Annotated in this window: 24 protein-coding genes; 15 read left to right on the top strand and 9 right to left on the bottom strand. The window is 60.3% G+C overall.

The window, feature by feature from the left end:
* The first annotated feature begins 20 nt into the window (after positions 1–20).
* Genes thiM through KSY82_RS02185 form a run of 3 tightly spaced genes read left to right on the top strand, consistent with a single transcriptional unit; the run spans position 21 to position 1,897 of the window.
* Complete coding sequence (gene thiM, locus KSY82_RS02195; RefSeq protein ID WP_271741668.1) at positions 21–860, top strand: hydroxyethylthiazole kinase; 840 nt, start codon at positions 21–23, stop codon at positions 858–860.
* Positions 861–863: 3 nt separating this feature from the next.
* On the top strand, positions 864–1,205 hold the full coding sequence (locus tag KSY82_RS02190; RefSeq protein ID WP_225093307.1) for a thiamine-binding protein: 342 nt from the start codon (positions 864–866) through the stop codon (positions 1,203–1,205).
* A complete protein-coding gene (locus KSY82_RS02185; RefSeq protein ID WP_006234517.1) occupies positions 1,202–1,897 on the top strand; it encodes a thiamine phosphate synthase in 696 nt (231 codons plus the stop codon). Before KSY82_RS02190 ends, KSY82_RS02185 begins: the two co-directional genes overlap by 4 nt.
* A gap of 112 nt (positions 1,898–2,009) precedes the next feature.
* Here the strand turns inward: KSY82_RS02185 and KSY82_RS02180 are convergent, their stop codons facing one another.
* Complete coding sequence (locus KSY82_RS02180; RefSeq protein WP_195363966.1) at positions 2,010–2,879, bottom strand: patatin-like phospholipase family protein; 870 nt, start codon at positions 2,877–2,879, stop codon at positions 2,010–2,012.
* 324 nt (positions 2,880–3,203) lie between these two features.
* Here KSY82_RS02180 and KSY82_RS02175 point away from each other — a divergent pair, with 324 nt between their 5' ends.
* The 7 genes from KSY82_RS02175 (at position 3,204) to KSY82_RS02145 (ending at position 11,792) form a co-directional block, all read left to right on the top strand.
* Complete coding sequence (locus tag KSY82_RS02175) at positions 3,204–5,921, top strand: bifunctional diguanylate cyclase/phosphodiesterase (protein ID WP_217750136.1); 2,718 nt, start codon at positions 3,204–3,206, stop codon at positions 5,919–5,921.
* A gap of 127 nt (positions 5,922–6,048) precedes the next feature.
* Positions 6,049–7,578: a diguanylate cyclase domain-containing protein gene (locus KSY82_RS02170; RefSeq protein ID WP_217750137.1), complete on the top strand. Its 1,530-nt coding sequence runs from the start codon at positions 6,049–6,051 to the stop codon at positions 7,576–7,578.
* Positions 7,579–7,652: 74 nt separating this feature from the next.
* Positions 7,653–8,276: a flavodoxin family protein gene (locus tag KSY82_RS02165; protein ID WP_217750138.1), complete on the top strand. Its 624-nt coding sequence runs from the start codon at positions 7,653–7,655 to the stop codon at positions 8,274–8,276.
* Between the two features lie 17 nt (positions 8,277–8,293).
* Entirely contained in the window at positions 8,294–8,635 is a 342-nt protein-coding gene (locus tag KSY82_RS02160; protein WP_161115304.1) for an arsenate reductase family protein, read from the top strand.
* An 86-nt stretch (positions 8,636–8,721) separates the two neighbouring features.
* A complete protein-coding gene (locus KSY82_RS02155) occupies positions 8,722–9,852 on the top strand; it encodes a GTP-binding protein (RefSeq protein WP_217750139.1) in 1,131 nt (376 codons plus the stop codon).
* Positions 9,853–9,947: 95 nt separating this feature from the next.
* Positions 9,948–10,547 (top strand): tRNA (cytidine(34)-2'-O)-methyltransferase, encoded by a 600-nt coding sequence (locus tag KSY82_RS02150; protein WP_217750140.1) that lies wholly within the window; start codon positions 9,948–9,950, stop codon positions 10,545–10,547.
* A gap of 144 nt (positions 10,548–10,691) precedes the next feature.
* Positions 10,692–11,792 (top strand): DUF8462 domain-containing protein, encoded by a 1,101-nt coding sequence (locus KSY82_RS02145; protein WP_368042020.1) that lies wholly within the window; start codon positions 10,692–10,694, stop codon positions 11,790–11,792.
* Positions 11,793–11,832: 40 nt separating this feature from the next.
* On the opposite strand, the gene KSY82_RS02140 is transcribed toward KSY82_RS02145, so the two are convergent.
* The 5 genes from KSY82_RS02140 to KSY82_RS02120 all read right to left on the bottom strand — a co-directional run bounded on the left by KSY82_RS02140 (position 11,833) and on the right by KSY82_RS02120 (position 18,948).
* Positions 11,833–14,325 (bottom strand): excinuclease ABC subunit UvrA, encoded by a 2,493-nt coding sequence (locus KSY82_RS02140; protein WP_217750141.1) that lies wholly within the window; start codon positions 14,323–14,325, stop codon positions 11,833–11,835.
* A gap of 52 nt (positions 14,326–14,377) precedes the next feature.
* Positions 14,378–14,932, bottom strand: coding sequence for a GNAT family N-acetyltransferase (locus KSY82_RS02135; RefSeq protein WP_217750142.1), 555 nt, complete (start codon positions 14,930–14,932; stop codon positions 14,378–14,380).
* A 50-nt stretch (positions 14,933–14,982) separates the two neighbouring features.
* Positions 14,983–16,101, bottom strand: a complete 1,119-nt coding sequence (locus KSY82_RS02130) for a DUF8462 domain-containing protein (RefSeq protein WP_217750143.1) — start codon at positions 16,099–16,101, stop codon at positions 14,983–14,985.
* A gap of 93 nt (positions 16,102–16,194) precedes the next feature.
* Positions 16,195–18,198, bottom strand: a complete 2,004-nt coding sequence (locus KSY82_RS02125) for a GTP-binding protein (protein ID WP_217750144.1) — start codon at positions 18,196–18,198, stop codon at positions 16,195–16,197.
* Between the two features lie 261 nt (positions 18,199–18,459).
* The gene (locus tag KSY82_RS02120; protein WP_195233106.1) at positions 18,460–18,948 is read right to left on the bottom strand and encodes a GNAT family N-acetyltransferase; all 489 of its coding nucleotides are present in this window, start codon (positions 18,946–18,948) and stop codon (positions 18,460–18,462) included.
* A gap of 125 nt (positions 18,949–19,073) precedes the next feature.
* Between KSY82_RS02120 and KSY82_RS02115 the strand changes: the two genes are divergently transcribed.
* On the top strand, positions 19,074–19,322 hold the full coding sequence (locus KSY82_RS02115) for a hypothetical protein (protein ID WP_229025960.1): 249 nt from the start codon (positions 19,074–19,076) through the stop codon (positions 19,320–19,322).
* Between the two features lie 48 nt (positions 19,323–19,370).
* Here KSY82_RS02115 and KSY82_RS02110 read toward each other — a convergent pair whose 3' ends face one another.
* Positions 19,371–20,075 carry a class I SAM-dependent methyltransferase gene (locus KSY82_RS02110; RefSeq protein WP_217750145.1) on the bottom strand — a complete coding sequence of 235 codons (705 nt, stop codon included), beginning with the start codon at positions 20,073–20,075 and terminating at the stop codon, positions 19,371–19,373.
* A 435-nt stretch (positions 20,076–20,510) separates the two neighbouring features.
* Here KSY82_RS02110 and KSY82_RS02105 point away from each other — a divergent pair, with 435 nt between their 5' ends.
* Complete coding sequence (locus KSY82_RS02105; RefSeq protein WP_217750146.1) at positions 20,511–20,912, top strand: hypothetical protein; 402 nt, start codon at positions 20,511–20,513, stop codon at positions 20,910–20,912.
* Positions 20,913–21,040: 128 nt separating this feature from the next.
* Here the strand turns inward: KSY82_RS02105 and KSY82_RS02100 are convergent, their stop codons facing one another.
* Complete coding sequence (locus KSY82_RS02100) at positions 21,041–21,856, bottom strand: putative RNA methyltransferase (protein WP_217750147.1); 816 nt, start codon at positions 21,854–21,856, stop codon at positions 21,041–21,043.
* Positions 21,857–21,983: 127 nt separating this feature from the next.
* Between KSY82_RS02100 and KSY82_RS02095 the strand changes: the two genes are divergently transcribed.
* Positions 21,984–23,366, top strand: coding sequence for an MATE family efflux transporter (locus tag KSY82_RS02095; protein WP_217750148.1), 1,383 nt, complete (start codon positions 21,984–21,986; stop codon positions 23,364–23,366).
* 27 nt (positions 23,367–23,393) lie between these two features.
* Here the strand turns inward: KSY82_RS02095 and KSY82_RS02090 are convergent, their stop codons facing one another.
* On the bottom strand, positions 23,394–24,260 hold the full coding sequence (locus KSY82_RS02090; RefSeq protein WP_217750149.1) for a LysR family transcriptional regulator: 867 nt from the start codon (positions 24,258–24,260) through the stop codon (positions 23,394–23,396).
* Positions 24,261–24,418: 158 nt separating this feature from the next.
* Here KSY82_RS02090 and KSY82_RS02085 point away from each other — a divergent pair, with 158 nt between their 5' ends.
* Positions 24,419–25,321, top strand: coding sequence for a DMT family transporter (locus tag KSY82_RS02085; protein WP_217750150.1), 903 nt, complete (start codon positions 24,419–24,421; stop codon positions 25,319–25,321).
* A gap of 87 nt (positions 25,322–25,408) precedes the next feature.
* Complete coding sequence (locus KSY82_RS02080; protein WP_217750151.1) at positions 25,409–26,134, top strand: uracil-DNA glycosylase; 726 nt, start codon at positions 25,409–25,411, stop codon at positions 26,132–26,134.
* Positions 26,135–26,154 lie beyond the last annotated feature (20 nt).

The raw sequence follows: 26,154 nt of genomic DNA, 5'->3' as shown, positions 1-26,154 counted from the left end.
ATGCCAAGGAGGCATGTGCAGTGATTGATTCGGAACAGCTTAAGCAGCATATGGTCAAGGCCGTGGAGGAGATTCGCGCCACCAATCCGATGGCCGGCTCCATCACCAACACGGTGACGATCGACTTTGTCGCCAACGCACAGCTCGCCGTGGGCGGATCGGCCGCCATGGTCTATCTGCCCGACGAAGGCGAGGCACTCGTTGCCGGCGGCGGCGCCATCTATCTCAACATGGGCACGCTCTTCCCCATCTACGAGCAGACGATTCCCCGAGCGGCCAAGGCGGCACACGACGCCGGCAAGCCCTGGGTGCTCGATCCGGTGGGCCTGGGCATCGGTAGCCTGCGCACCCAGCTGGTAAACGAGCTCAAGCAGTACAAGCCCGCCATCGTGCGCGGCAATGCCTCCGAGATCATTGCGCTCGCCGGCCTGTGGGGTCTTGAGGGCGAGGCGGCCGATCTGAGCCGCGTACGCGGCGTCGATACCACCGACACGGTCGACGCCGCCCGCGATGCCGCCGTGGCGCTCGCCCGCTACACCGGCGGCGCCGTGGTCGTCTCGGGCGAAGTCGACCTGATTACCGACGGCACGACCGTGGCCAAGTCCCACGGCGGCAGCCCGCTCATGTCCAAGATCACCGGCTGCGGCTGCTCGCAGGGCGGCGTGCTGGCCGTGTACGCCTGCGCCGCCGACCCGTTTACGGCAGCCGTCTGCGGCACCGCCGTCTACAACGTTGCCGGCACGCGTGCCGCCGCCGTCGCCGATGCCCCGGCAAGCTTTAAGGTCGCCTTTATCGACGAGCTCTACCGCGCGACCGCCCAGGACATCGCCGATAACCAACTCGAGCTCGAGGAGGCATAAGCCATGTCCGAGCCCGCAACCAATGCCGGCATGAACACACTCGTCGCCGTGGCCATCGCCCCGTGCGGCACCGGCGATGAACTGTCCGCCGAGGTCGCCGAGGTCGTGCGCGTCATTCGCGAGAGCGGCCTTCCCAACCGCACCACCTCGATGTTCACCGAGATCGAGGGTGACTGGGACGAGGTCATGCAGGTCGTGCGCGACGCAACCTTTGTGTTGGCGAGCAAGGGCATCCGCACCGAAGTCGTGCTCAAAGCCGATATTCGACCCGGATTTACCGACACCATGACCGGCAAGCTCGAGCGCATGGAAGCACAGATCAAAAAGCAGGAGGAAGCACGATGAGCATCCGCGACAACCTTGATATCTCGGCCTATCTGGTACTCGGCCCCGAAAACACGCTCGGGCGTCCCGTGGGCGATGTGGTGGCCCAGGCGCTCGACGCAGGCTTTACCTGCATCCAGGTGCGCTCCAAGGTGGCAAGTGCCCGCGAGATCATCGCGCTGACGGGCGACGCCGCGCAGGCAATCGCACAGGCCGGCAAGACCGGTCAGGTCGCCCTGCTGATCGACGACCGCCTGGACTGCGTACTCGCCGCGCGCGAGCAGGGCATCGCTGTCGACGGCGTGCACGTTGGCCAGAGCGATATTCCCGTCGAGGTCTGCCGCAAACTTTTGGGCCCCGATGCCATTGTGGGCCTTTCGGCCCGTTGCGAGGAGATGCTCGAGTACGTCAAGACCGCCGACATGAGCCTGGTCGACTACCTGGGCATCGGCCCGCTCCACGAGACCGAGACCAAGCGCGACTGCGGACGCGCGGCCGACGGCTCTATCATCACCAAGAGCTTTGAGGACTTGGCCGCACTCCACGCGGCAAGCCCCGTGCCCATCGTGGTGGGCGGCGGCGTCAAGACGGCCGACCTGCCACAGCTCAAGGCCACCGGCGTCGATGGCTTCTTTGTGGTGAGCGCCGTCTGCAGTGCCGACGACCCCTACGCCGCCGCCAAGGAGCTCGTCGATACCTGGCAGCAGGCATAGGCTCAAGCCGAGCAGCCGATTCGCAGCCTCATATCTTCAGCGATGGAAAGCGCATCCCAGTTTGGACCTCCATTCCGGGATGCGCTTCCCGCCGAGATGGCGGCAGCAGCCTCTACCCTGCCAGATATGTCTCCAGTGCCGGCAAGGTTGCCTCCGCATCGCGGCGGCCGATCTGATAGATGCGTTCGAGTTCATCGGGCTCGCGGCACAGCGACGGTACCTTCACCGATTCGCTCGGCCGCACCACAAAGATTTCGCCGGCAGCCTCGCGACGTGCTAAGTCATCGAGCGTGGCATTGTAGACCTCATGCCGATGCTCAAGCGCTGCGACAAACTCCGGGTAGTGACGGAACACGCGCCGCAGCATGGGCATCACGCTGTTGGGCTGCTTCACAAAGCCCGCCGGCTGCGTGAGTACCACGATGTTTCGGTCATACCCCTGCGCAAACAGCCATGCGCTGGGAATAGAATCAGCCACGCCACCATCCAGATACTTATGTCCGTCAATAGCAACGGGACGCGTCGCCACAGGAATAGCCGACGACGCCCGGATCCACTCGATATCGCGCTCATCGCCATAAGGCAGGTCGTGATAGACGGCCTTGCCCGTCTCGATATCGGTACACACGCACGTAAACCGCATGGGGCAGGCGCGATATGCCTCCAGGTCGATGGGATCGCGCTCGATGGGCACCTCATGATAGGCAAAATCGGCATTGAACATGTCTCCAGTCCGCAGCCAGCTTGCTACACCCGCATAGCGCTTATCGGCACAATATGCCTTGTTGTAGCGAATGGCGCGTCCAATCTGCCGCGATTTAAAGTTGTAGCCAAACGCCGCGCCCGCCGAGACACCCACCATATGGTCGCAGGTCAAACCGTGCTCCATCCAAACGTCGAGCACGCCCGCCGTATACATACCGCGGTAGCCGCCTCCTTCGAGCGCCAGCCCCACCGTGCGCATCATATTTGACTGTGCCATGCGACCATCTCCGTCCCCGCAAATTCAAACGGAACAAGTATACCCGTCAACATATACCGCCCCAGTCGCATTTTTATCAAGCATCGCATCGTCGCGCTACCGCTTGTCGAACAATAGCCGCCCACAGCATGTGCACCCATATATAATTGGGTATTGTTGTTTACACTACCCAGCTGTTATCAACAGCGAACATTAGCCGGCAAAGTAACTCAACAACGCAGCAAGGCGGGGGCCTGGATGCACGCAAAACGCCGAACAACGATACGTGTACACAACGAGCTCGCCCGACGCAATCCGCCCCGACCTCAGAAAGCCGCTTAGAACATGGAAACTGTCAGCAATTACACCGAAACGCTCGAAAAGACCGTCCGCGACCTTCTCGAGCGTCAGGATGATCTGATTAGGACCGCCTTTACCGACCAGCTTACCGGACTTGGCAACCGCGGCGGCTTTGCCCGTTCCCTCGAGGAGCTCTGGGAGCAGGACGCTCCCGTTACCATGGCGTTCATCGATATCGACAATCTCAAGCACTGCAACGATGTCTTTGGCCATGACGAGGGCAACCGCTATATCTTGCAGGTAAGCCTTTATCTCAAGCTGTATATGAAGGTAGACGAGGCGGCATTTCGTCTGGGAGGCGACGAGTTTGCCATCCTATCTACGATTGCGACCGAGGACGACCTCGCCGAACGTCTGGAACACTGCCGAACGATCCTGCTCAAAAACAACGATTCCGAGATGCCCCACTCGTTTAGCTACGGAGTGGCACACGCCGACCCCGCCCTGGGCGAAGCCTCCAATCGCATGACGCTCGATGCCGACCATCGCATGTACGACTACAAGCTACGTCATGCCATGCATCTTGATCGACGTAATATCGCGCAAGTCCACACCGACGACTTCGAAATAAGCGACCGTATTTTCGACGCCTTTTCGATGCTCAACGAAGGCCGCTATTTCTTTATCGAGAACTTGGACAAGGACCGCACCCTTTGGTCGCAAGGTGCCTTGCGCGATCTCGGTCTTCCTTCGGAGCACATAGACAGCTGCCGCGATTTCTGGAAAACGCGTGTCCATCCCGATGACCTCGAGGCCTACGCCAACGACATCAACCAGATCTTTAACGGCTCCAAACACCGCCGCGTCATGCAGTACCGCATGCGCAATGCCGCGGGTGACTACGTTCTCTGCCGTGCTCGCGGGTTTCGCATCGACGGCGACGGAAATGCCCCCTCGCTCTATGTCGGCGAACTTGTCAACCACTCACTTGCCGAGACCGTCGACGCCGCCACGGGCCTCGGAACGCAGCGTATGCTGATCAACGCTATCGATGCCTGCCGCCGCGATCGTTGCGAGACAGGGCTTATAGCGGTGCGCGTTCGTGGCACGACAAAGCTCAACGAGCTCTACGGGGCCGAGGCTGTCGACAACATGCTTGCCGAATACGCAGGCCGCATGCTGTCGATCACCCGCGGCAGGAGCCGGGTCTACCGTTCACGAAGCGTCCAGTTCGTCGTGCTCAGCAACGACTTGGACCACGAGGCATTCGAGCAACTGACCCGCCACCTTAAAGAGGCCGTTTTCGCTCCTGTTCAAATCGCAGGCGACACCATTACTCCCGTCTGCCTTGTCGTCCCGGCCTTTTACGAGCACTTAACCCATCAAGCGACCGCCGTTTTAGGCGAACTCGACCGTCGCCTTCGCACGGCCGGCGGGCTTGTTCCCAACGACAGCCTCCCCATACCCGAGGCGGAGCGCAAAAGCGCCATCGCCGAACGTATCGACTCGCTCACGGGCCTCTATCGACCCAGCGAGTTTATGCGGCGCGCCAACGCATTTCTCGAGGCAAGGCGCGACGACACCTGGTGCATCGCCACCGTCGACATGGGTCACATGCGCCTGTTTAATGAATGGCACGGCCAGGCCGAGGGCGACCGCGTACTCGCCGATGTGGGCACGGTCCTCAAGGACATCGAGAATGCCGATATGGGCGTCGCAGGGTACTGGGGCCAAGATGACTTTTGCGTACTCATCCCCTTTAAGCACATCACCGTCCATCAAATCTACAACCGCGTTCGCGAGGCAGTAGCCAGGCATGATGACGGCGTAGGTTTTTGGCCGTCCATGGGCATTTACCCCATCGACTCCAATGAGGAGATCACCATCGATGCGCAGGCAAAGGCCATGTTTACCAATCGACGCGCCAAAAACGACTTCAAGGAGCGCATTGCTATTTTCCGCCCCGAAGAATATGAACACGAGATTGCGTTCCACCGCACGCTGACCGAGTTCCAGTACGCGCTCTCAAATGGCCGCATCACGTACTACCTGCAGCCCCAGGTCGATATGGAAACCGGCGAGATCATTGGCGCCGAGGCACTTACGCGCTGGATTGACAAGGACGGCTCTCTCATTTCGCCCGCAACGTTTATTCCCGCACTCGAGGAAAGCGGCTTTGTGGTGACGCTCGACAAGTACATTTGGCAGGGTGTCGCCATATGGCTTCGCGGGTGTCTCGATCGCGGTCTTCGCGTGGTTCCGGTCTCGCTTAATGTGTCTCGCGTGGACATTCTTGCCTGCGACGTTGCCGAGCATATGGGGGCGCTTGCCGCCCAATACAACCTGCCGCCCGAGCTCATGCGCATCGAGATCACCGAGACGGCTTATACGGGAGAGTCCGAAGCCGTGGACAAACTGACAGCCGACTTGCACACCCGCGGCTTCTCGACCTATATGGACGATTTTGGCACCGGTCAGTCCACGCTCGCGATGCTCAAGAACGTCAACGTCGACGTCATCAAGCTCGACCGCACCTTTGTGCCCACCGACCGCGATCAAGGCCGCAGCGCGCAGATCGTGTCATCGATGCTCGAGATGGCGCAGTCGCTCCATCTGCCCATTGTAATCGAAGGCGTCGAGACAGATGAGCAGGCGAACATGCTACGCCACATGGGTGCCCGCTACGCTCAGGGCTTCCTCTACTACCGCCCCATGCCGGCGAAGGATTTTGAGGCATTGCTCGATGGTGGCAATAACAACTGATACGCTCGCGCGCAAAACGCCACCGTCGAAGGGGGCATTTGTCTCCATTAGCTAACTTATTACCCCAATTCAAACCGAATTGGGGATATGATACAAACCGTTGTTCCGCCCAAGGAGGTTATCCATCATGAACGAGTCATATCGCCTGGGTGAGCAATCGATTATTGCCTATCTTCAGCGACTTGCGAATGGCATCTCGACCGCCGAACTCGATGTTGCCGCGCTGCCTGCTGAGCTGCGCGCCGTTGGCGAGCAACTGCAAAAGACGCATGCCATCCTGCAACAAGAGCGCCGGCTGCTTGAGAGCAACGCCTATATCGACCCGCTCACCAACTTGGGCAACCGCGGCGGACTCGACCGTCACGTCGAGCAACTCTGGCACAAAGGTGACCCCTTCACCTGCGCCTATATTGACATCGACCATCTCAAACATTGCAATGATAGGTTTGGCCACGCCGAAGGCAATCGCTATATTCTGAGCATCTGCCGCACGCTCTCCGAAACCATGGAGCACGATGAGATGCTGTTCCGCATCGGTGGAGACGAGTTTGTGCTCATCTCGCTCTCCGCAAACGAGACCGAACTCGAGCAGCGCTTGGAGCGGGTACGTGCCGGGCTGATCGAGGCGAGCTCAAGTGGCAAGGCGCCCATGATCGCCAGCTTTAGCTTTGGCTGCTCGCGCGTCGATCCACTTGCCGGCGACACGCGTCGCCAGATGACGATGGATGCCGATCGCAAGATGTATCGCTATAAGCTTATGCATCGTGTACAGCAACCGAAAGACAATGACGCACCACAACGCCCAATCGTCGATCAGCTTCCCCGCAACGACCGGGTGTTCCAAGCGATCTCCATGAGCTCCGAGACGCGCTATCCGTTCATCCTTAACCTCGATACGGGAGAATCGCAATGGTCGGTTAACGCCGTGCGCGATTTTGACCTGCCCTCCCAGCATCCTTTTAATTCGGTCGATATGTGGCTTGCCCGCGTTCATCCCGAGGACCGCGACAACGTACGCGCCGAGCTCGACATGGTGATAAACGGCACGTGGCACTTCCACTACATGCAGTATCGCGTAATGGATGCCACCGGAAAATACGTGCTTTGCGACTGCACGGGCTACCGCTTGGACGGCACCGATACCGAGCCCAGCATGTATGTGGGCATTATCGTCAACCGAAGCCTAGCAGATACGACCGATTCCGTGACCGGCCTGGGCGATGTCCACGCGCTGGTCAACGCTATTGGAGAGATGCGCCGTGTGCCGCACGAGGCAGGCTTTATTGCCATTAAGGTCGACGATATCGCCGAGGTCAATGCCCGCTTTGGATTCGATGCAGGCGACCGCGTGCTCGCCGAAAGCGCCGCCTGCCTCATGGATTGTTCGCGCGGCAAGGGCCGCCTGTTCCGCTCGACGGGGCCGATGTTCGTGGCGCTTTTCGACGACTTTGATCCCGAAGAGACCGACGCGATCGCGGAAGAAATCGAGCGGTTCCTGGGTTCTCCCGTGCTCATCGGCTCACTTGAATATCAGCCACCCATTCGTGTGGCGACGCTTCATCTGGACAGCGTTGACCGACAGCCCGTTTCCATTTTGAACGAGCTCAAAGCGCTGCTCGGGAAAGCCGTGCAGGTGCCAGGTACCAAACTGGATTAGCACCGCGCCCGCGCCGCCTCCCCCATCGTGCGATAATCCTCTGCAGAAGTCACCAAAAGCAGAGGGAGTTTGTGATGAAGGTTCTTTTGGTCAATGGCAGCCCCAAGGCAAACGGCAACACCGCCCGCGCACTCGCCGAGGTCGCCGAGCAGCTCAATGCCGAAGGCATTGATACCGAGGTGTTTCAACTGGGCGCCAAGCCCATTCGCGACTGCATTGGCTGTGGCCAGTGCGGCAAGCTTGGCGGTCGCTGCACCTTTGACGACGACGTGGTGAACGAGCTCATCGCTGCCGCCAAACAGGCCGACGGTTTTGTCTTTGGCTCGCCCGTCTACTACGCGCACCCCAGCGGCCGCATCCTTTCGGCACTCGATCGCGCATTCTATGCCGGCAGCAAGGCCTTTGCGCACAAGCCGGGCGCCGCGGTCGCCGTCGCCCGCCGTGGCGGCACGTCGACCACGTTCGATGTACTCAACAAGTACTTCACCATCAACCAGATGCCCGTGGTGGCCTCCACGTACTGGAACAACGTGTTTGGCGCCATGCCGGGCGAGGCCGCCCAGGACGCCGAGGGCCTGGCCACCATGCGCAACATCGGCAAGAACATGGCCTGGCTCCTGCATTGTATCGAGGCAGGACAGGCCGCCGGCATCGAAGCCCCCGAAGCCGATCGCGAGCGCACCAACTTCATCAGGTAGAACGGCGGAACAAATACATGAACGTGCAAATTTTTGGCACCAAGAAGTCCTTCGACACCAAGAAGGCACAGCGTTATTTTAAGGAGCGCCGCATTAAGGTGCAGTTTATCGACCTTAAGGAAAAGGAGATGAGCAAGGGCGAGCTCACGAGCGTGATGCAGGCGGTCGGCGGTATCGACAAGCTGCTCAACCCCAAAGCCAAGGACGAGGAAACGCTCGCACTCATCCAGCACCTCACCTCTAGCCAGCGCTTCGACAAGCTACTCGAGAATCAGCAGGTCTTGGCCGAGCCCATCGTGCGCAACGGCAAAAAGGCCACCGTCGGTTATTGCCCCGATGTATGGGGAGCCTGGGAGTAGCCTGTGTTATTTGCCAGCGCGTGGGTATAAGAGCAGGCGTTTGGCATATGATTCAACTGTAAGCCATGTCTAACAAAGGAGGGCACATGCCCAACAAACCCGTAAAGATCATCATGCTTACCGGCTACCTCGGTGCCGGCAAGACCACATTGCTCAACCACATCCTCGCCAACGACGGTGGCATCCGCGCCGCCGTGATCGTCAACGATATCGGCGAGATCAACGTCGATGCCAGCCTCATCGCCGACGGCGGCCTTTCCGAGACCGACGACCTCATCCCGCTCACCAACGGCTGCATCTGCTGCACGCTTTCGGACGACCTTGCCAACCAGCTGCAGGGCATCGCCGATTCGGGCGACTTCGATTACATCATCATCGAGGCCTCGGGCATTTGCGAGCCCATCCCCATCGCTTACACCATCTCGAGCTTCTGCGACGAGGCCAAGGTGGGCGGCGAGCCTAAACTTGCGCTCGACAACATCGTGGCCGTGGTCGACTGCGCCCGTATGTACGACGAGTTCAACGGCGGTCGCGACCTGCTGGCTGAGGATATCGACGAGGACGACATCGAAAGCCTGCTCATCCAGCAGATCGAGTTCTGCTCCACACTGATCCTCAACAAGACCGATACTGTGAGCCCCAAGCAGATCGCCGAGCTCAAGGCCATCGTGCGCAGCCTGCAGAAGGACGCCGTGATCGTCGAGGCCCAAAACGGCGAGGTCCCCATGGAGGAGCTGCTCGACACCGACCGCTTCGACTTTATGCGCGCCTACAACTCCGCCGCCTGGATTGAGGCCATGGAGCATCCCGAGGAGCACGACGACCCCGAGGTGCTCGAGTACGACATCGAGACCTTTGTTTACTCGCGCCGCAAGCCGTTTGACCTGCAGAAGTTCACCAATTTTGTTGAGCAGGAGTGGCCCGACGAGGTCATTCGCGTCAAGGGTCCGCTGTGGCAGACCGGCAATCCGGACATGTGTTACATGTTTGAGCAGGCCGGCCACCAGATGCGCCTGATGGAGAACGGCCTGTTCGTTGACTCGGCGCCCGAGGGCGAGAAGCAGAAGATCATCGACGAGAACCCCGAGATCATGCAGATTTGGGACGACGAGACGGGCGACCGCATGACGAGCCTGTGCATCATCGGCCGTCACATGGACAAGGATGCGCTCATCGCCTCCCTCGATGCCTGCCTGACCGACTGGCACCGCGCCTAGGTTTATCCAAGCGGGCATTTTTCCGCCTGCGTAACCGCCAAACCACCACGAAGGTGCTCTTCGTGGTGGCTTTTCGTTCTGAGCCAAGGAGATTCATGTTCAACATTGTGCTGTATGCGCCCGAGATTCCGGCCAATACGGGCAATATCGGCCGCACCTGCGTGGTCACCGGCGCCCGCCTGCATCTGGTGGAGCCGCTGGGGTTTTCGCTCGATGACAAGACGGTACTTCGCGCCGGCCTGGGCTACTGGCAAAACTTGGACGTGACGACCTATGCCGGCTGGGAGGATTTCCTTGCGCGCAACGGCCTCTCCCCTGCCGACGAGCGCCTGCATCTGCTGACCAAAAAGGCACGCCGCACCTATGCGCAGAGTACCTACCGCGATGGAGACTACTTGGTCTTTGGCAGCGAGAGCTCGGGCATTCCCGAGCCACTGCTTGCCGCGGCGTCCGAGCGCTGCGAGCGCATCCCGATGCTGCGCGATTGTGACTCACTCGATAACGCCGAGGCCTGGGAAGCCCACGAGGAATCGCTGGGACATACCGAGGACAGCCACGAGGCCATCCTTCGGCAGGATATCTGCGGCAACTTCGTCAATCCCGACGACTACCGCATCAGTGCACTCAACCTCTCCAACAGCGCCGCCATCGTCCTCTACGAGGCGCTACGACAAACGGGCTTTGCAGGGATGTGACAAAGGAGCTGTCCCTTTGTCACATTCAAGCGCCACGCCGATGGCACACACGCCTAATTGTTGTTCTAGATAAAGAGCCCTCACTTTTAATCAGAATTAACTAAAGTAAAATGAAGTTAAACGGCGGTGTGAAAGGAGAGCTACGTGGAATATCTCGAGAACCCGTTTACCCCCAGTTTTGGTGAGGTTCCTGCCCATCTCGCTGGCAGACAACAGATTATTCGGGATTTGGACCGTGCCTTCTTGAGTCAGCGCAGGCGCCCAGAATTGACCTCGATCTTCTCAGGCGCGCGTGGAACCGGTAAAACCGCTCTCATGTCGTCGCTCGCGACAAGGGCGGAATCCCACGGCTGGATAGCCGTAAAGACGACCGCGCTCCCGGGAATGCTTGAGGAAATCGAGTTCGGGGCGAAACGTGCTGCCGGCCATCTTATCGACCCGTCTAAGAACTTCGAAGTCACCGGTCTCGGAATTGCACCGCTCGGCAGCGTCGAGGTCAATCGCGTTCACGATGCTTCAACCTGGCGTTATCGCATGAGCGACATCATCGACCAGCTCAACGAGGCGGGCACCGGTCTGCTCGTCACGGTTGACGAGGTGGATCCGACACTCGACGAGATGATCCAACTCGCAGCCACGTATCAGCACTTTGTGACCGATGGGAAACGCGTCGCCTTGCTTATGGCGGGACTTCCCAACAACGTCTCTACGTTGCTGAACCACAAGACGGTCTCGTTCCTTCGCCGCGCCCAACAATATCATCTGGGTCGCATTGCCGACTATGACGTACGCGAAGCCTTGATTCGCACAATCCAGGAAAACGATCGCCTGGCAGATGCTGAGGGAATCGATAGAGCCGTTCGCTCGATCTCTGGATTTCCCTTCCTATTGCAACTCGTAGGTTACCGTGCCTGGGATCTCACAAGCGATTCGAAGGAAATCTCGTCACGCGACTTTGACCTGGGAATCAAAATCGCGCGCGACGAGATGGACGACCGAATCCTCGCGGCAACCTATCGGGAACTCACTGCAGAGGACAAGCGATTCCTCATCGCCATGCTCGATGACGAGGAAGAGTCCACCACCGCTGACCTTGTCGAGCGCCTTAAGCGTTCGCCGCAGCAGGTCTCCCGCTACCGACGCCGCATGATAGACGCCGGCATCATCGGGAAGCGAGGACGAGGGCTCGTCGCATTTGAATTGCCATTCTTCCGCGACTATCTCGCAGCTCAATGCGTGAAATAGGCATCAATGAGGCAAAGGGACTGTCCCTTTGCCTCATTGTCTATAGATAGCGGCCGGTGATGCTTGCGGAGCAAACTGCGATGTCGCCCGGAGTGCCGGCGCAGACGATTTGCCCGCCGGCGTCGCCACCGCCCGGGCCCATGTCGATCACGTAATCGGCGTTGCGGATAAGGTCGAGGTCATGCTCGATCACGACAACTGTGGCGCCCTTGGCAACGAGTCCGTCGAACACACTCAGCAACACCTGAACATCGAGCGGATGTAGTCCGATCGTGGGCTCGTCGAACACGAATACAGCATCATCCTGCACGCGGCCCATCTCGCTCGCAAGCTTAAGACGCTGTGCCTCACCGCCCGAAAGCGCCGGCGTGGGCTCGCCAAGCGTGAGATAACCCAGGCCCAGGTCGTGCAAGGTCTGCAAGCGCACCTGAACTTTCTTGAGTCCCACCGTAGCGTCGAGTGCCTCGTCCACGCTCATATCCATAAGCTGCGGCAACGTAAGCAGACTGCCATCCTTGCCTTCGCGATGGATATGCGAGGCGGCCTCGGCGTAGCGCGAGCCACGGCATGCCGGGCAGACGATCTCGACGTCGGGCAGAAACTGCACGTCAAGCGATATCGAGCCCGTGCCGTCGCACGTAGGGCAGCGCAGGGCACCGGTGTTGTAGCTAAAGGCGCCCGCCTTATATCCCGCCGCCTTGGCCTCGGGCGTACGTGCAAAGGCGCGGCGCAGCTCGTCATGAATGTCGGCATAGGTCGCTACCGTCGAGCGCACGTTGGCACCGATGGGCGTGGCGTCAATCAGGTTGGCACGGGCAATGCCCTCGGCATCGACCCAACGCACGTGCCCCGGCAAGCGTTCGCCGGCTGCCTGCGCCTTGAGCGCCGGGATGAGCGTCTCGAGCACCAACGTCGTCTTGCCCGAACCCGAAACGCCCGTCACCGCGACAAGGCGGCCGCGCGGGATATCGACTTCGAGCGGTTTGACGGTATGGATGGCCTCGGTTGCCATGCGGATATGGCCCTGGTCGAACATTTCCCCATCAGTCACCTGCGGACGCAAGCGCTTGGACTCTGAGCGCAAAAACGGCGCGATGCGACTGCCCTGCGATTGCTCGACCTCGTCTACCGTACCAGCGGCGATCACATTGCCGCCGCCTGCTCCGGCAACGGGACCCATCTCGACCAGATAGTCGGCATCCGCCAGTACGCGCGTATCGTGGTCGACAACAACCACGGTGTTACCGTCATCCACCAGATCTCGCATCACGCCTACCAGGCCGTCGACATTGGCAGGATGCAAGCCGATCGAAGGCTCGTCCAGCACATAAAGCACGCCTGTCGATCGGTTACGCACCACGCGAGCAAGCTGCACGCGTTGGCGCTCACCCGTGGAAAGCGTGGCGCCGGCGCGGTCGAGTGAAAGGTAATCGAGACCCAAGTCGACCAGACGACGGGCCGCGCTCAAAAACGAATCGCAGATATCCGTCGCCATGGGCCGCATCTCGGGCGGCAAGAATGCGGGCACCCCGCGCACCCACTCAATCGCCTCGCCCAGCGTCATAGCCGCCGCCTGCGCCAGATTGATACCGCGCACCTGGGGCTGGCGCGCAGCCTCGGAGAGACGCGTGCCGCCGCAATCGCGGCATGGGCCCTCGCGCAAAAAGCGCGCAACGCGTTTTAAGCCCTTATCGTCCTTGACCTTGGCGAGCGCATTCTCGACGGTATAGACGGCGTTGTAATAGGTAAAGTCGAGTGGCGTAGCGCCCTCGCCGTTTTTGGGCACGTAGAGGATGTGCTTCTTAACCGCCGGACCATGAAACACGATGTCGCGCTCTTGAGGCGTGAGCTGGTTAAACGGCACGTCGGTGCGCACGCCCATCTCGCCGGCCATCTGCTTCATCAGATCCCACATGAGCGTGCCCCAAGGAAGCACCGCGCCCTCGTTGATAGTCTTTGACTCGTCGGGTACCAAGCTCGCCTCGTCCACCTCGCGCATGACACCGGTGCCGCCGCAGGTGGGACACGCACCGCCACTGTTAAAGGCAAGGTCCTCGGCACTCGGCGCGTAGAACTCGCGGCCGCATGTCGGACACGTGAGCGACAGGCCTGCGGCAACGTTAAGGCTCGGCTCCACACGCGCCCCGCAGCGCGGGCACACATGATGGGCGCAACGGCTAAAGAGCAGACGCAGACTATTGTTGAGCTCGGTCATGGTACCAAAGGTCGAGCGCACGCCCGGCACGCTGGGGCGCTGATGCAATGCGAGCGCCGCCGGCACGTGCAGCACCTCGTCCACTTGGGCGTGCTCGGCCTGCGTCAGGCGACGGCGGGTATAGGTGCTGAGCGCCTCCAAGTAGCGGCGCGAGCCCTCGGCATAAAGAACCCCCAGCGCCAGCGAGCTCTTGCCCGAACCCGACACGCCGGCAATACCCACGAGCTTTCCCAGCGGAATATCGATATCGATGTCCTTGAGGTTGTGTACACGCGCGCCACGCACCTCGATAGCACTTGGTTGTTGCGACACCGCCATCGCTCCCCTTCCTGTTAGCCGAACGTGGCAAAGGAACTGTCCCTTTGTCACATTACTTGCACTGTGCCTGCCTGCGCCAGTCTTCGCGGGTCAAATACGTAAAGTACTCGGTACGCACATCGCCCATAAGCTCGCAGGGCACGTCGCGTTCAACGTGATGAGGCATGAAGCCGCATTTTTGCTGAACGCGTAGCGACTTGTTATTGCCCTCGTAGTATCCGCACCAAAATGCCTTGCAGCCAAGTGTTTCGAACGCATAGCGCTGCATGGCTTGCACCGCCTCGGGAGCAAAGCCTCGGCGCCAGAACGGCTTGGCGATCCAATAGCCCACCTCGAACTCGAGTCCGCCTCTTTGGCTGTTCGACTCACAGCGAGGCGGCATGAGCCCGATGCTGCCCACGGGCTCGTCTGTCTCAGGCAGGCAAATGGCAAAGGTATGGGGCGCCGTAAAGACCGTCCGAATGATCTCTCTGCTTTCTTCAATGCTTCGATGGGGCGGCCAGCCCGCAGCCGGCCCCACGTCCGGGTCGCTCGCGTATGCATACAAGCTCGCCGCATCTGTCTCGCGCCACGGACGAAGCGTCAATCGCTCAGTTTGAATCGCCATGTTTTGACCTCACATCTATCGATGTCACAAAGGGGCCGTCCCTTTTCACATTACTCGTGCCATAAAATGCGGTCGCGGATGTACTCGCCCAGCATGGGCACAGTAAACCGGACGAGACCGTATCCGGCAGCCTCGATGACGCGCTCGCGAATCAGGCTTGCGCGATATTTACTCGCCCAGCTCTGGGTACGATCACAGCGCTCAATGATATCCGCCATGCGCGTCGGTTTGTCCTCGTCAACCGCCATGGCCTCGATAAAGAGGCGCTGTGGACTGCGCAGCCCGTAATACAGGGGCGCGTCAACCGCTTCGTAGAACTCGGAGACGGCATCCGCATGGCCATCCTCGACATCGCGCCTTTCGATGACCTGCGAGCCACGCCGGACAGCAGACCGCCACATGTAATATCCCACCAGCTGAACCATATAGGGATGCCCCATGCTCTTGCGTGCCGCAAGGTCCGCCGTCTCCGCGTCAACGTAAAGACCAGCGTCTTTGACCGTCTGGATATATGAATCGCGCACCTTGGGCAAAGATATCGCCCCCAGCGTACGCTGCTGGGCGCGGCGCAAAAACGTCACGCTCGGCTCTTCGAGCAGATCGTCAACCATACTGGGCAAGCCGGCAAAAACCAGCGCAAGACCGCGCTGGTCGCTATCGGGTAATCCCGTGGCATCCTGGTCTCCGAGCACCTGCTGATAGAGAACGGCAAGAGCCGCCAGTTCCTCGATAGACGCCGATTGCGCCTCGTCAATCGCAAACAGTATGCCCTTGCCTGGACCGAGCTTCTTAAGGCGCTCGTTGACCAGCCCTCGCAACGTCTCGCCCTTTGCTCGCGCCGCCTCGACCGACATCCGGCCAAACGAAGGACCGAACTCCATTGACGTCACAACGGGTTTATTCGAGCGAAGCGCGTCGGCCAAGCGGTCGCATAAGCCAAGCGAAGCGGAATCGGAGACAACCGCCCATCCGCGCTCGCTGGCCAGACGTTGCAGCTCCCGCAGGAGAACTGTCTTGCCGCAGCCGCGGTTTCCCGTAATGAGCATGAGCCTGCCCGGCGCTCCGGCGCCGTTATCGAGCCCTTCCTCGAAATCTTCGATGACCGACTCGCGACCAATGAGCATCGGAGGCCGCTTGCCTGCCGTTGGCTTAAAGGGATTTGGATTCATGTCGGCCTCCTCGGATTGGCAAACCCTGGTAATAGTTATACCAACTTATACCGAGTTATACCAACTGAATCTGCCAAAGGGGCTGCCCCTCTGTCACATGTGGCCGAAAAACTCGGCGTCTGCTGCTCGCCAGGGGCGGAAGGTGGAGGGATCGACCTTTACGTGGGCTGCCTCGGGGACGTCGTACCATTTGACCGTGTAACCGGCGCCGTGGGAGCAAAAGACCGAATCGGGCGTGTTGGGCAGATCGGCCTCGGGCTCATAGGCGGCCGTCTCGATGACGCGCTCGGCATCATGGCAAGCCGCATAGCCGGCGAACTCTAGGTACAGATGCCCACGACCACTCGTATAGGCGGCCACCTCCAGCGCGTAATCCTGCACCTCAGATGCCGGCACGCGACCCACAAGCTTCGCCCGGTCTCCCGCCATCGTCGGCGGCTCGTACTCGGCACCCATGCGCGTGGCATCCGAGAGTGCCCGGCCCACGCACTCCCCCGGCACCTCGAGCTCAAAGCGATACCACGGCTCCAACAGCACCGCCGCGCCAGCCTCACGCGCCTGCATGAGCCCCTGGCGAATCGCGCGGTACGTGGCCTGGCGAAAATCGCCGCCCTCGGTGTGTTTGGCATGCGCACGGCCGCCCGTGAGCGTAATGCACACATCGGTGATGGGCGAGCCGGTCAGCGCGCCCAGGTGATCGCGCTCCATGGCGTTGGTGAGTGCCAAACGCTGCCAGTTAAGATCGAGTTCGTCGGTCGAGGTCACGGTGCCAAACTGCACGCCCGAACCCGCTGGCAACGGCTCCAGGCGCAGATGTACCTCGGCATAGTGGCGCAGCGGCTCAAAATGGCCCACGCCCTCGACCGGCTGCGAAATAGTCTCCTTATAGAGAATGCCGCCAGACTCAAACGCAACCGAAAGGCCAAAGCGATCGGCCAACACCCGCTGCACGACCTCGAGTTGCACGGCGCCCATCAGCTGTAAATAAATCTGCTCAAGATGAGTGTTCCAGCTTACGCCGAGCATGGGATCTTCGTCCGCCAACTCTGTCAGTGCTTTGAACACCGCGTGGACATCGTGTTCGCCCGGAAGCACCGTATAGGTGAGGACCGGAGCGATGACAGGCGCATCGCCCACGGGCTCCGCCCCCAAGGCATCCCCTGGGCGAACGTGCGCAAGGCCCGTCACGGCACAAATACCGCCAGCAGCAACTTCTTGGGCAAGCTCATACTTCTCGCCGTTATAGATGCGCACCTGGTCGATCTTTTGCTCCCAAGTGGAGGCGCCAGAGCATCCCTCGACAACTTGCTTTGCACGCAGTACACCGCCCGTCACCTTGACCCAGGCAAGACGCTCGCCACGGTCTCCACGACTCACGCGGTAGACTCGCGCGGCGAACTCCTGGGGCCATGTTCGCTCGCGCATCAAAGCGCATATGCCGTCGAGTAGCTCTGCCACACCCTGGTCCTTGAGCGCCGAGCCCGCAAAGCAGGGAAACAACTTTCGCTCTGCGACCAGCCGCGAAAGCGTGGCAGTCGAAAGCTCCCCTGCGTCGAGAAACTCCTCGAGCGCCGCCTCGTCCAACGCAGCAGCGTCCTCCTGAACGGCACCACCCACCAACAGTTCGCTGGCATCCAGGCAGCCCTCGGAAAGACGTTGCCCAAGCTGTGCCAGCAAAACATCGCGGCCGGGATTCTCCAAATCGATTTTGTTGATAAAGATGAACGTCGGAATGTCATAGCGCGCAAGCAGGCGCCACAGGGTTTCGGTGTGCCCCTGCACGCCGTCGTTGGCACCCACAACCAAAATCGCATAGTCGAGCGCGCGCAGCGTGCGCTCCGCCTCGGCCGAAAAATCGACGTGGCCGGGCGCATCCACAAGCATGACGTGGGTATCGCCGTGGTCGAGCACGGCCTGCGACGAGAAGATCGTAATGCCGCGCTCGCGCTCGATCGCGTTAGTGTCCAGATGCGAATCGCCATCGTCCACGCGGCCGCGCTTGCGAATGCGACCCACGTTGAACAACATGGCCTCGGCCAACGTGGTCTTGCCGGCATCGACATGCGCCAAGATTCCAACGACTGCCTGCTTCGACATGGCTCTCCTCTTATTACAAGCTACAAGCCCATCGCACGCGGCAACGGGCGTCCTCGTTCCACACTGGATGATACAATTTACGAGCCGGCGGGCGAAGCGGGCCCTATCCCCCGACCAAGCTCATCGCCCTGCGTTGCCGCGCGGCGATTTTCGTAGGTTCGCGCCTTGCGAAAGCCGGCTTGCAAATCAGCGCAGCGAACGAAAATGGCCCCACCCGGGACCATTTTCGTTCGTGCGAATTGTTGACACGTGCCCCTACTCTTACGCCTCACGCAGCCAGTCGAACGCAACACGCGGCGTGCCGTCCGACACATACACGACGCCGGCACGCTCGAACCCCGCCTTAATACTCGCGCCCTGCATGGGCAGGTTGTCCTGATGCGTGTCGATGCGCAGGTGATCGGCACGCTCCTTGGCAAAGGCAAACATCGCAGCCGCGATACCGTGCACGGTGCCATCGGACGCCACACGGTGCAGCACGGCGTACGGAGTGTCGCTGCGCCATTGCCCGTCCTCAATTACGTCATAGCACTCGTCCGGGCCCGGCAAAAAGGCAAACGTCGCCACCACGCGGCCATCGACTTCGCACACATAGCTGCCACCGGCGGCGATATCGGCAGCCAGTTGCTCGGCAGAAGGCGTGCCCTCGGGCCACTGTGTGGCGTTGCCATGCGCGCGCATAAAGGCGCGGGCCGCGTCATAGATAGCCATGACAGCGGGAATGTCGGTATCGAGGGTTTTTCTGATCATCACGCGGCGACCTCACGTTTATTGGTATCACTTTGATTGAGCAATGATACCAACGTTTGGAGAGGGGCGCGATGCAGATGGGGAGCAAAAAGCGAGCCGCCTGGTCAAAAGCAAAAAGCGAGTTTTTGAGCACTGCCACCGGCGGCGATATGAGCGACCTGTTTGCACGCGAGGACGAGCGCCGCGACGCCCTGGACGCCGAGCGCGATGAGGCCTGGCGCTACAAGTCGTGCGAGCGCAAAAACCGTTACGACACGCGCGCCGAGGCCGAGGCCGTTATGGCCGACTGCGAAAACCGCGGGCGGCGCGGTTTGGCCTGCTACAAATGCGAATACTGCGGTGGCTGGCACCTGACGTCGCACCCTTGGAAATAGACCCCGCATCGGCACGGCACTGACGGAGCGCCAACCATCGCACGCAAGCTACGGGCGCGGTGGCACCAAAACATCGTAGCGAACGGCCTTGCCCGCAAGTTGATAGCTCGGCTTAACGCCGGCAAGCAGTGGCCCCTTCACCGGCCGCTTGATAACGACCTTGCGCGGGTGCACCGCAAGCGCGGCTTCGACCAGCGCTTCCTCATCGGCACACGGCTGTTCCAGATGATGCAAAAGTTGGAACTTCTTTTTAACCGCCGCGCTCTTGGTGCGCTCGGGAAACATGGGGTCCAGATACACCACGTCGGGAGCGGCGAGCTCGCCCTGCTCGATCAGCTCAGCTGTATGGCGAAGACCGGCAATGCTGTCCTCGCCGGCATGTAAGCGCATGCGTGCCACGGCTGTCGCAAGCGCCGGATCATCTGCCGCACGATCCAAGGCATCCTTGAGGAGCGCCGCGATCACGCAATCCTGTTCATACAGATCGACGGTAAAGCCCGCGGTCGCCAGCAGCAGCGAATCCTCGCCAAAGCCTGCCGTGGCGTCAATCGCCCATGGGCTCTCGATGCCTTTTGCGCGCGCAGCCTTTACCAGCAGCTCTTGCCGCAGACGGCCCTGCTTGAGCCGCGGCAGCATGCGGTCAAAATCGGCGCGCAGCTCCATCGTGCCGTCAGTGAGCGTGAGGCCCTCGGGCTTCCCGGTCAGCTCAAGCCCCGCGGCCCGAGCAACAGAAAAGGGATCGACGACGCCCATGGGTACTCCTTAACAAGCAAAACGAATACGTGAGCGCCGTTTATGCCGGCACCCAACCGTCCGCTATTGTCCCACATGCGACATGGCCCACAGCATCCCAATGCAAAGCACCGCCATCAATCCCGTGCACACGGCAGCGATCACAGAATCACCCATGCGCCTTCCCAAAGACCGCGGCTCACGCACTTGCTTGACTCCGTACATCATGGCTTCTCCTTCGGTCTAGCTCTTACCATGACCCCATCATCGCAGCGCCGCGCATACGCTGCCATCGATTTGACTTACGTCCAGCTTTCCTTTTTGAAAGGTTGGACCGTACAGGCGAGAGACGCTTTCAAACGCATGCATCGCCCCGTTGAACTACAATGTGCTTCACGATATGTGCCACAACCTGGGTGCGACAGATTCTCCGCGCCCGCATCGAAAGGACCAGCTATGAGCGCCGCTCGCAAGACACTCAAAATCCTTGCCCTGATTTATTTTGTTCTGGGCATCGCCAGTCTCGTCATTGGAATCGCCGGCATCGCGACCGGCAAGCTCGAGTCCACCTACGGATCGAACGCCATGCTCGCCGCGGTCGTGCTGGTCGCCAAGGGCGTTGTCGATCTTGCCGCGGGTGTTGCGGGCATCAAGGGCGCCAACAAGCCTTCGCAGGTGGATGGCGCGTTTAAGCTCGGCATCGTTGCCGCAATCGCCACGATTGCGCAGGCTGTGCTCACGCTTCCCGCGCTCGGCGGCAGCTCCGTCAATATCGTCGCCTTTGTCATCGTGGTCTACGACCTGTTCTTTGTACAGCAGGCGCGCGCCGTTAAGGCCGAGAACAAGGACCGCCTGTAAGCGCTCGCTTCTCATAACCTCTGCAGCCAGGCGACTAAAAAGGGCCGATCGCGCATCTCCGCGGTCGGCCCTTTGCATTTGCCCAGATAAAACCTGCCAAAATAAACCTGTCCCTTTTTGGCAGGTTGTTAGCTGTGGCGGTACTCGGCGATGATGAAGTCGATGTCGGTTTGAAGTGTGTCCAAATTTGCCAGGCGCTCTTTGTCGGCAGGGCGTGTGCGGTAGTAGTACGGCGTCATCTGGAACACCGCCTCGATGTCGTCCTGCGTCTGAAGCGTAATATTCGCAGACACCCGCTGCGTTCCGACCAACTCGAGCTCAGTGGTCTGCGGCAGCTTCTCGTCGTTAAGGTACGGCGTATCGTAGAGCACTTCCTTAAGCCCAAAGAGATGACGGGCGCCCGGCACCACGGTATAGAGTGAGCCCTCGGGCGCCAGCACGCGGGCAAACTCGCGCTCGTTAAAGGGGGCAAAAAGCTCGGTCACCATATCGAAGGCGCCATCGGCCACGGGGATATCCTTCATGTTGGCCACGAAGTAGGTCGCATCGCCGCGCTTGGCGGCCAGGCGCACCATTTCTTTGCCCAAATCAAACCCGTAAGCGTCCACGCCTTGCACCGCGCCCATGGCGCTGGTGTAGTAGCCCTCGCCACAGCAAATATCGAGCAACGTCATGGGACAGTTCGTAGACGCGGCACGTCCAGACACCCGCTCGCGCACCAGCTCAACCATCGCATCGCGCAACGGCGCATAGTAGCCGCGGTTCAGAAAGTCACGTCGGCTGCGCGCCTGCGACTTGGGATCGCCCATGGAATCGCCGCTCTTGGACGAGCGTAGGAGGTATAGATAGCCCTCGCGCGCACGGTCAAACCGGTGTCCGCCCGCGCATGCAGCACCGCGCTCATTGTCCGCCAACGGCTCATGGCAAACGGGACACAACAACATGGCAACTCCTTAGCGCGAACAACACAACACCCACCATTGTCGCACGCCTTCCCCAATGACTAGGCGATTAGGAGTATCATCATCTGCGCAAATAAGCACGAAAGAGCATATTAGAGATTGAGAGCGCATGGCTGACACCGTATCTAAGCACATTGACATGACCACCGGCTCGTTGTGGCGCAATATTCCCCTGTTCGCCTTCCCCGTGGCCGCCACGAGCATCTTGGAGCAGCTGTCGAACCTCATCGCCACGGTCATCATCGGTAACTTCTCGGGCGACCAGGGAACCCTCGCCATGGCGGCGGTCGGCTCCAATGTTCCGCTTACCAGCCTTATGCTCAACCTGTTTATTGGCATATCGCTTGGCTCCAACGTGGTCATCGCCAACGCTATCGGCCGCAACGATCAGAACATGGTCAAGCGCGCCGTCCATACCTCGATTTTAATGGCGCTCGTGGGCTTTGTCGTCATCGCTCTGGGCGAGATCTTTGCCGAGCCCATGCTCGCCGCGCTCAACGTTCCCGCCGAAACCATGCCGCTCGCTTCGCTCTACCTACGCGTCTTTTTGCTGAGCATGCCCTCGATTTTGCTCTACAACTTTGAGGCCGCGATCTTCCGCTCCGTCGGAATCACCCGCATGCCGCTGCAGGCGCTTGCCGTGTCCACCGTCCTCAACATTGGCCTGGACCTCATCTTTGTCCCCATACTCCACTGGGGCGTCGCGGGCGTCGCCATCGCCACCGCCATCGCCTACACCGTCAGCGCCGCTACGCTCTTTGTCCGCCTGCTCAAGACCGACTCCGTCGTCCGTGTCACCCCGCGCGACTTGGCTATCGACCCCGTCGCCCTCAAGCGCATCGTCAAGATCGGCCTGCCCGCCGGCATCCAGAGCGCCGTCTTTGCCGTCGCCAACATCATCATCCAGTCTGCCATCAACAGCCTGGGAACCGAGGTCATGGCAGCATCGAGCGCCGCCATGAGCCTGGAGTACGTGTGCTACAACCTGCTCAACAGCTTTAGCCAGGCGTGCACCACCTTTGTGGGACAAAATCACGGTGCTCGCCAGATCGACCGCTGCACCAAGACGCTCAAGGTCTGCCTGGTCGAAGGCGGTATCGTTGCACTCACCACGATCATCGTTATTGTCAGCCTGGGGCGCGAGATCCTGTCGCTGTTCAACAGCGATCCCAACATCGTCTCGATCGGCTATATCCGCGTGTGTTCGATCTTCCCGGCGTACGCCTTTAGCATGTTCTACGAAAACATGTCCGGCTACCTGCGCGGCTTTGGTATCTCGCTCATGCCCGCCCTCATCACCATGATTTGCGTCTGCGGCATTCGCTTCTACTGGGTGTTCTGCGTGTTCCCGCACTTCCGCACCTTTGCGAACATCATGATGGTTTACCCCATCAGCCTGGGCACCACGGCGTTCTTTATGGTCGTAGCGGTATTACTCTGCCACCCGGCACGCACCTATCGCGCCACCAAAGCCAAAGCGACAGCCCGCTAAACGCCGCACTCAACGCCACGCCAGTCATTAATTGACAATATGCGAGCTCATATAGCCGATAAAACGCCTCGTGGCGATGGGCATGGTGTCCCAGCTGCGCCAGGCGGCCACCACATCGCGCGAGGGGGCATGCACGATGGGACGTACGCGAATATCGGCCCGCATGCCTTCGACGGTACGGCGATACAGCATACTCACACCTAGGCCCTCCTCCACCATCGCCATGATGGTGTAGTCGTCGGTCACCTCGCTCGTCACGTGCGGCGACAGCCCATGCGCCGCGAATGCATCGAGCACCAGGCTCTGTTCGCCCTCATCCAGCAGCACAAACGGCTCGGACGCCAGGTCGGCGAGTGTCACCTTTTCCTTTGCCGTCAGCGGATGCGCGGCCGGCAACAATGCTACCAACTCATCGTGATAGACCACGCGCTTCTCGAGCCCTGCGGTAAACCCACGCGCCGTAAAGCAAAAATCCACCACGCCGTCGTGCACCCATTGAGCGTTGCGCGTGTAATCGCCCTGCTTGAGGGTAAAGTGCACCCCCGGGTGCAGGGCCCCAAAGTCGCGGATCACACGCGGCAGCACGGTACGACTCACGTTGGTAAACGTCGCGATGCGAATATCGGTCGACGAAAGCCCCAGCAGCTCCTGGCGCTTGCCCTCGAGCTCGGCCTCGGCGGTCACGATCTGGCGCAGGTACGGCAGATATTGTTTGCCGTCGCGCGTAAGCGAAACGCCCTGCTTACCGCGCTCGATAAGCGTGGTACCCAGCTCGCGCTCGAGCGCCTTGACGGCCTGGCTCACCGCACTTTGCGTATAGCCCAGCTCGTCCGCTGCGCCTTTAAGGCTGCCGCGATCGACCACCATACAAACAATCTGATACCGCGATGCCATCGTGCCTCCACATCAATGCAGCCGTAAAACGTTTTGCCAGGGCTTTTTCTGCCAACATTAGCGTTTCTTAATCATACTGAAGATACATTCGCTTTACTACATCCAATTCTGGGAGCAGAATCCTTTTTGCGAAACCGTTCTGTAACAAAAGGAGTCCCATGGATCGCAAAAAAGCAATCGCGCTCTCATTTTCCGTTCCCGTCGCATGGGGCTTTTCGTATCCCCTCATGAAGATCGGTATGGACAGCATGAACGCCACGAGCATCGTCGCGCTACGCTGCATCATCGCCTTTGTGGTCTGCCTGCTGCTCTTCCACAAGCACGCGTTGCGCATCAACCGCGACCTTATGGTTCGTGCCGCCATCATCGGTGCCATCATGGCAACCGAGCTCACCTGCATGTGCCTGGGCTCCAGCCTCACCTCCGCCTCCACCGCCGGCTTTTTGCAGAGCCTGACGGTCGTAATCGTGCCGTTTGCCAACGCCGCCCTGCTGCGTCGCGCCCCCGAGCGCAAAGTGCTCGTCGGCACCGCCATCGTCACCTGCGGTATGTTGCTGCTCTCGGGCGCAGACTTTACCAGCCTGAATCCCGGCGCGATCATCATGCTGCTCTCGGCCTTTGTCTACGCTGGACATATCATTGTCGCCAAGCGCTTTGTCGAAGAAGTCGACCCGCTGGCCCTGGGCGTTTGGCAGCTGGGCTTCGGCGGCCTGTTCTCGGGCATTGCCGCATTCACCTTTGGCGGTTTCACGCTTCCCGGCACGTCCAGCGAGGTCGTGGTCGTCATCGCACTCGCACTCATCTGCTCTGCCTATGGCTTTATCACCCAAACGCTCGTGCAGCCCCACGTGCCTGCCGAGACCACCGGCTTCGCCTTCTCGCTCGAGCTGGTATGCTCCGCCGTCTTTTCGTTCTTCTTGGTCGGCGAGGTCCTGAGCCCCATCGCCTTCCTTGGCGCCGCTCTCATCCTCACCGGCGTCATGGTGGCAACCGTCGAGCTTCCGCGCCTCCGCGCACATGGACAGGCTCGCATGGCAGGAGCGCCCGAGCACGTCTCGTAGACCCCACTCTTCATACAGCCGTGGCATAAAGGTCTCCGGACACCTTTACAATAGATGCCAACAGAGCATCTGACGTAAAGGAGCCCCATGGAAGCCGCGAGCCGCGATCGCAACATAGCAACTTGGTTGGGCGATGCGCCGCAGCCGGTACGTGACACGACGAACCAGCTGCTCGAGCGCATCGCCCTTTTGCGTGCCGAGCAGACTATCTACCCGGCACAAGACGACATCCTCAATGCCCTCGTCTATACGCCGGCCGACCAGGTCAAGGTTGTCATTTTGGGTCAGGACCCCTATCACGGACCCAACCAGGCAATGGGACTGTCGTTCTCGGTCCCCGCGACGCAAACCAAGTTGCCGCCGAGCCTGCGCAACATCTATAAGGAGCTCAAAGCCGATCTGGATTGCCCTATTCCCGCCACGGGAGACCTAACCCCATGGGCACAGCAGGGCGTCCTGCTCCTCAACACCACGCTCACCGTGCGCGAGCATGCCGCGAACTCGCACGCCAAACTGGGCTGGAGTACGCTCACCGACTACGTTATCGAACGCTGCTGTCAGCTGCCCCAACCGGTAGTCTTTTTGGCATGGGGCCGCTTTGCCCAGCAGATGGTCGAAGGCAAGCTCGCCACGACCGGCGCGGGCAAGGCAACCGACAAGTTCTGCCTAGCCTCTACGCATCCCTCGCCGCTTTCGGCCAACCGTGCCACGGCAGAACTCCCCGCCTTTATGGGGTCGCGCCCCTTCTCGGCAGCCAATCGGCTACTCGAACAGCACGGCTCGACCCCCGTCAACTGGACTTGCCTCGGCTAAAAATCGATACATCAAAAACG

It is taken from the genome of Collinsella aerofaciens (genome assembly GCF_019131995.1).
Lineage (GTDB): Bacteria > Actinomycetota > Coriobacteriia > Coriobacteriales > Coriobacteriaceae > Collinsella > Collinsella aerofaciens_S.
This window is presented reverse-complemented; position numbering and strand designations above follow the sequence as displayed.

Bases quoted from the DNA above. Each gene is read 5' to 3' on its own strand.
- KSY82_RS02190 (WP_225093307.1), top strand. From the start codon at position 864: ATGTCCGAGCCCGCAACCAATGCCGGCATGAACACACTCGTCGCCGTG.
- KSY82_RS02185 (WP_006234517.1), top strand. From the start codon at position 1,202: ATGAGCATCCGCGACAACCTTGATATCTCGGCCTATCTGGTACTCGGC.
- KSY82_RS02180 (WP_195363966.1), bottom strand. From the start codon at position 2,879: ATGGCACAGTCAAATATGATGCGCACGGTGGGGCTGGCGCTCGAAGGA.
- KSY82_RS02175 (WP_217750136.1), top strand. From the start codon at position 3,204: ATGGAAACTGTCAGCAATTACACCGAAACGCTCGAAAAGACCGTCCGC.
- KSY82_RS02170 (WP_217750137.1), top strand. From the start codon at position 6,049: ATGAACGAGTCATATCGCCTGGGTGAGCAATCGATTATTGCCTATCTT.
- KSY82_RS02165 (WP_217750138.1), top strand. From the start codon at position 7,653: ATGAAGGTTCTTTTGGTCAATGGCAGCCCCAAGGCAAACGGCAACACC.
- KSY82_RS02160 (WP_161115304.1), top strand. From the start codon at position 8,294: ATGAACGTGCAAATTTTTGGCACCAAGAAGTCCTTCGACACCAAGAAG.
- KSY82_RS02155 (WP_217750139.1), top strand. From the start codon at position 8,722: ATGCCCAACAAACCCGTAAAGATCATCATGCTTACCGGCTACCTCGGT.
- KSY82_RS02150 (WP_217750140.1), top strand. From the start codon at position 9,948: ATGTTCAACATTGTGCTGTATGCGCCCGAGATTCCGGCCAATACGGGC.
- KSY82_RS02140 (WP_217750141.1), bottom strand. From the start codon at position 14,325: ATGGCGGTGTCGCAACAACCAAGTGCTATCGAGGTGCGTGGCGCGCGT.
- KSY82_RS02135 (WP_217750142.1), bottom strand. From the start codon at position 14,932: ATGGCGATTCAAACTGAGCGATTGACGCTTCGTCCGTGGCGCGAGACA.
- KSY82_RS02130 (WP_217750143.1), bottom strand. From the start codon at position 16,101: ATGAATCCAAATCCCTTTAAGCCAACGGCAGGCAAGCGGCCTCCGATG.
- KSY82_RS02125 (WP_217750144.1), bottom strand. From the start codon at position 18,198: ATGTCGAAGCAGGCAGTCGTTGGAATCTTGGCGCATGTCGATGCCGGC.
- KSY82_RS02120 (WP_195233106.1), bottom strand. From the start codon at position 18,948: ATGATCAGAAAAACCCTCGATACCGACATTCCCGCTGTCATGGCTATC.
- KSY82_RS02110 (WP_217750145.1), bottom strand. From the start codon at position 20,075: ATGGGCGTCGTCGATCCCTTTTCTGTTGCTCGGGCCGCGGGGCTTGAG.
- KSY82_RS02105 (WP_217750146.1), top strand. From the start codon at position 20,511: ATGAGCGCCGCTCGCAAGACACTCAAAATCCTTGCCCTGATTTATTTT.
- KSY82_RS02100 (WP_217750147.1), bottom strand. From the start codon at position 21,856: ATGTTGTTGTGTCCCGTTTGCCATGAGCCGTTGGCGGACAATGAGCGC.
- KSY82_RS02095 (WP_217750148.1), top strand. From the start codon at position 21,984: ATGGCTGACACCGTATCTAAGCACATTGACATGACCACCGGCTCGTTG.
- KSY82_RS02090 (WP_217750149.1), bottom strand. From the start codon at position 24,260: ATGGCATCGCGGTATCAGATTGTTTGTATGGTGGTCGATCGCGGCAGC.
- KSY82_RS02085 (WP_217750150.1), top strand. From the start codon at position 24,419: ATGGATCGCAAAAAAGCAATCGCGCTCTCATTTTCCGTTCCCGTCGCA.
- KSY82_RS02080 (WP_217750151.1), top strand. From the start codon at position 25,409: ATGGAAGCCGCGAGCCGCGATCGCAACATAGCAACTTGGTTGGGCGAT.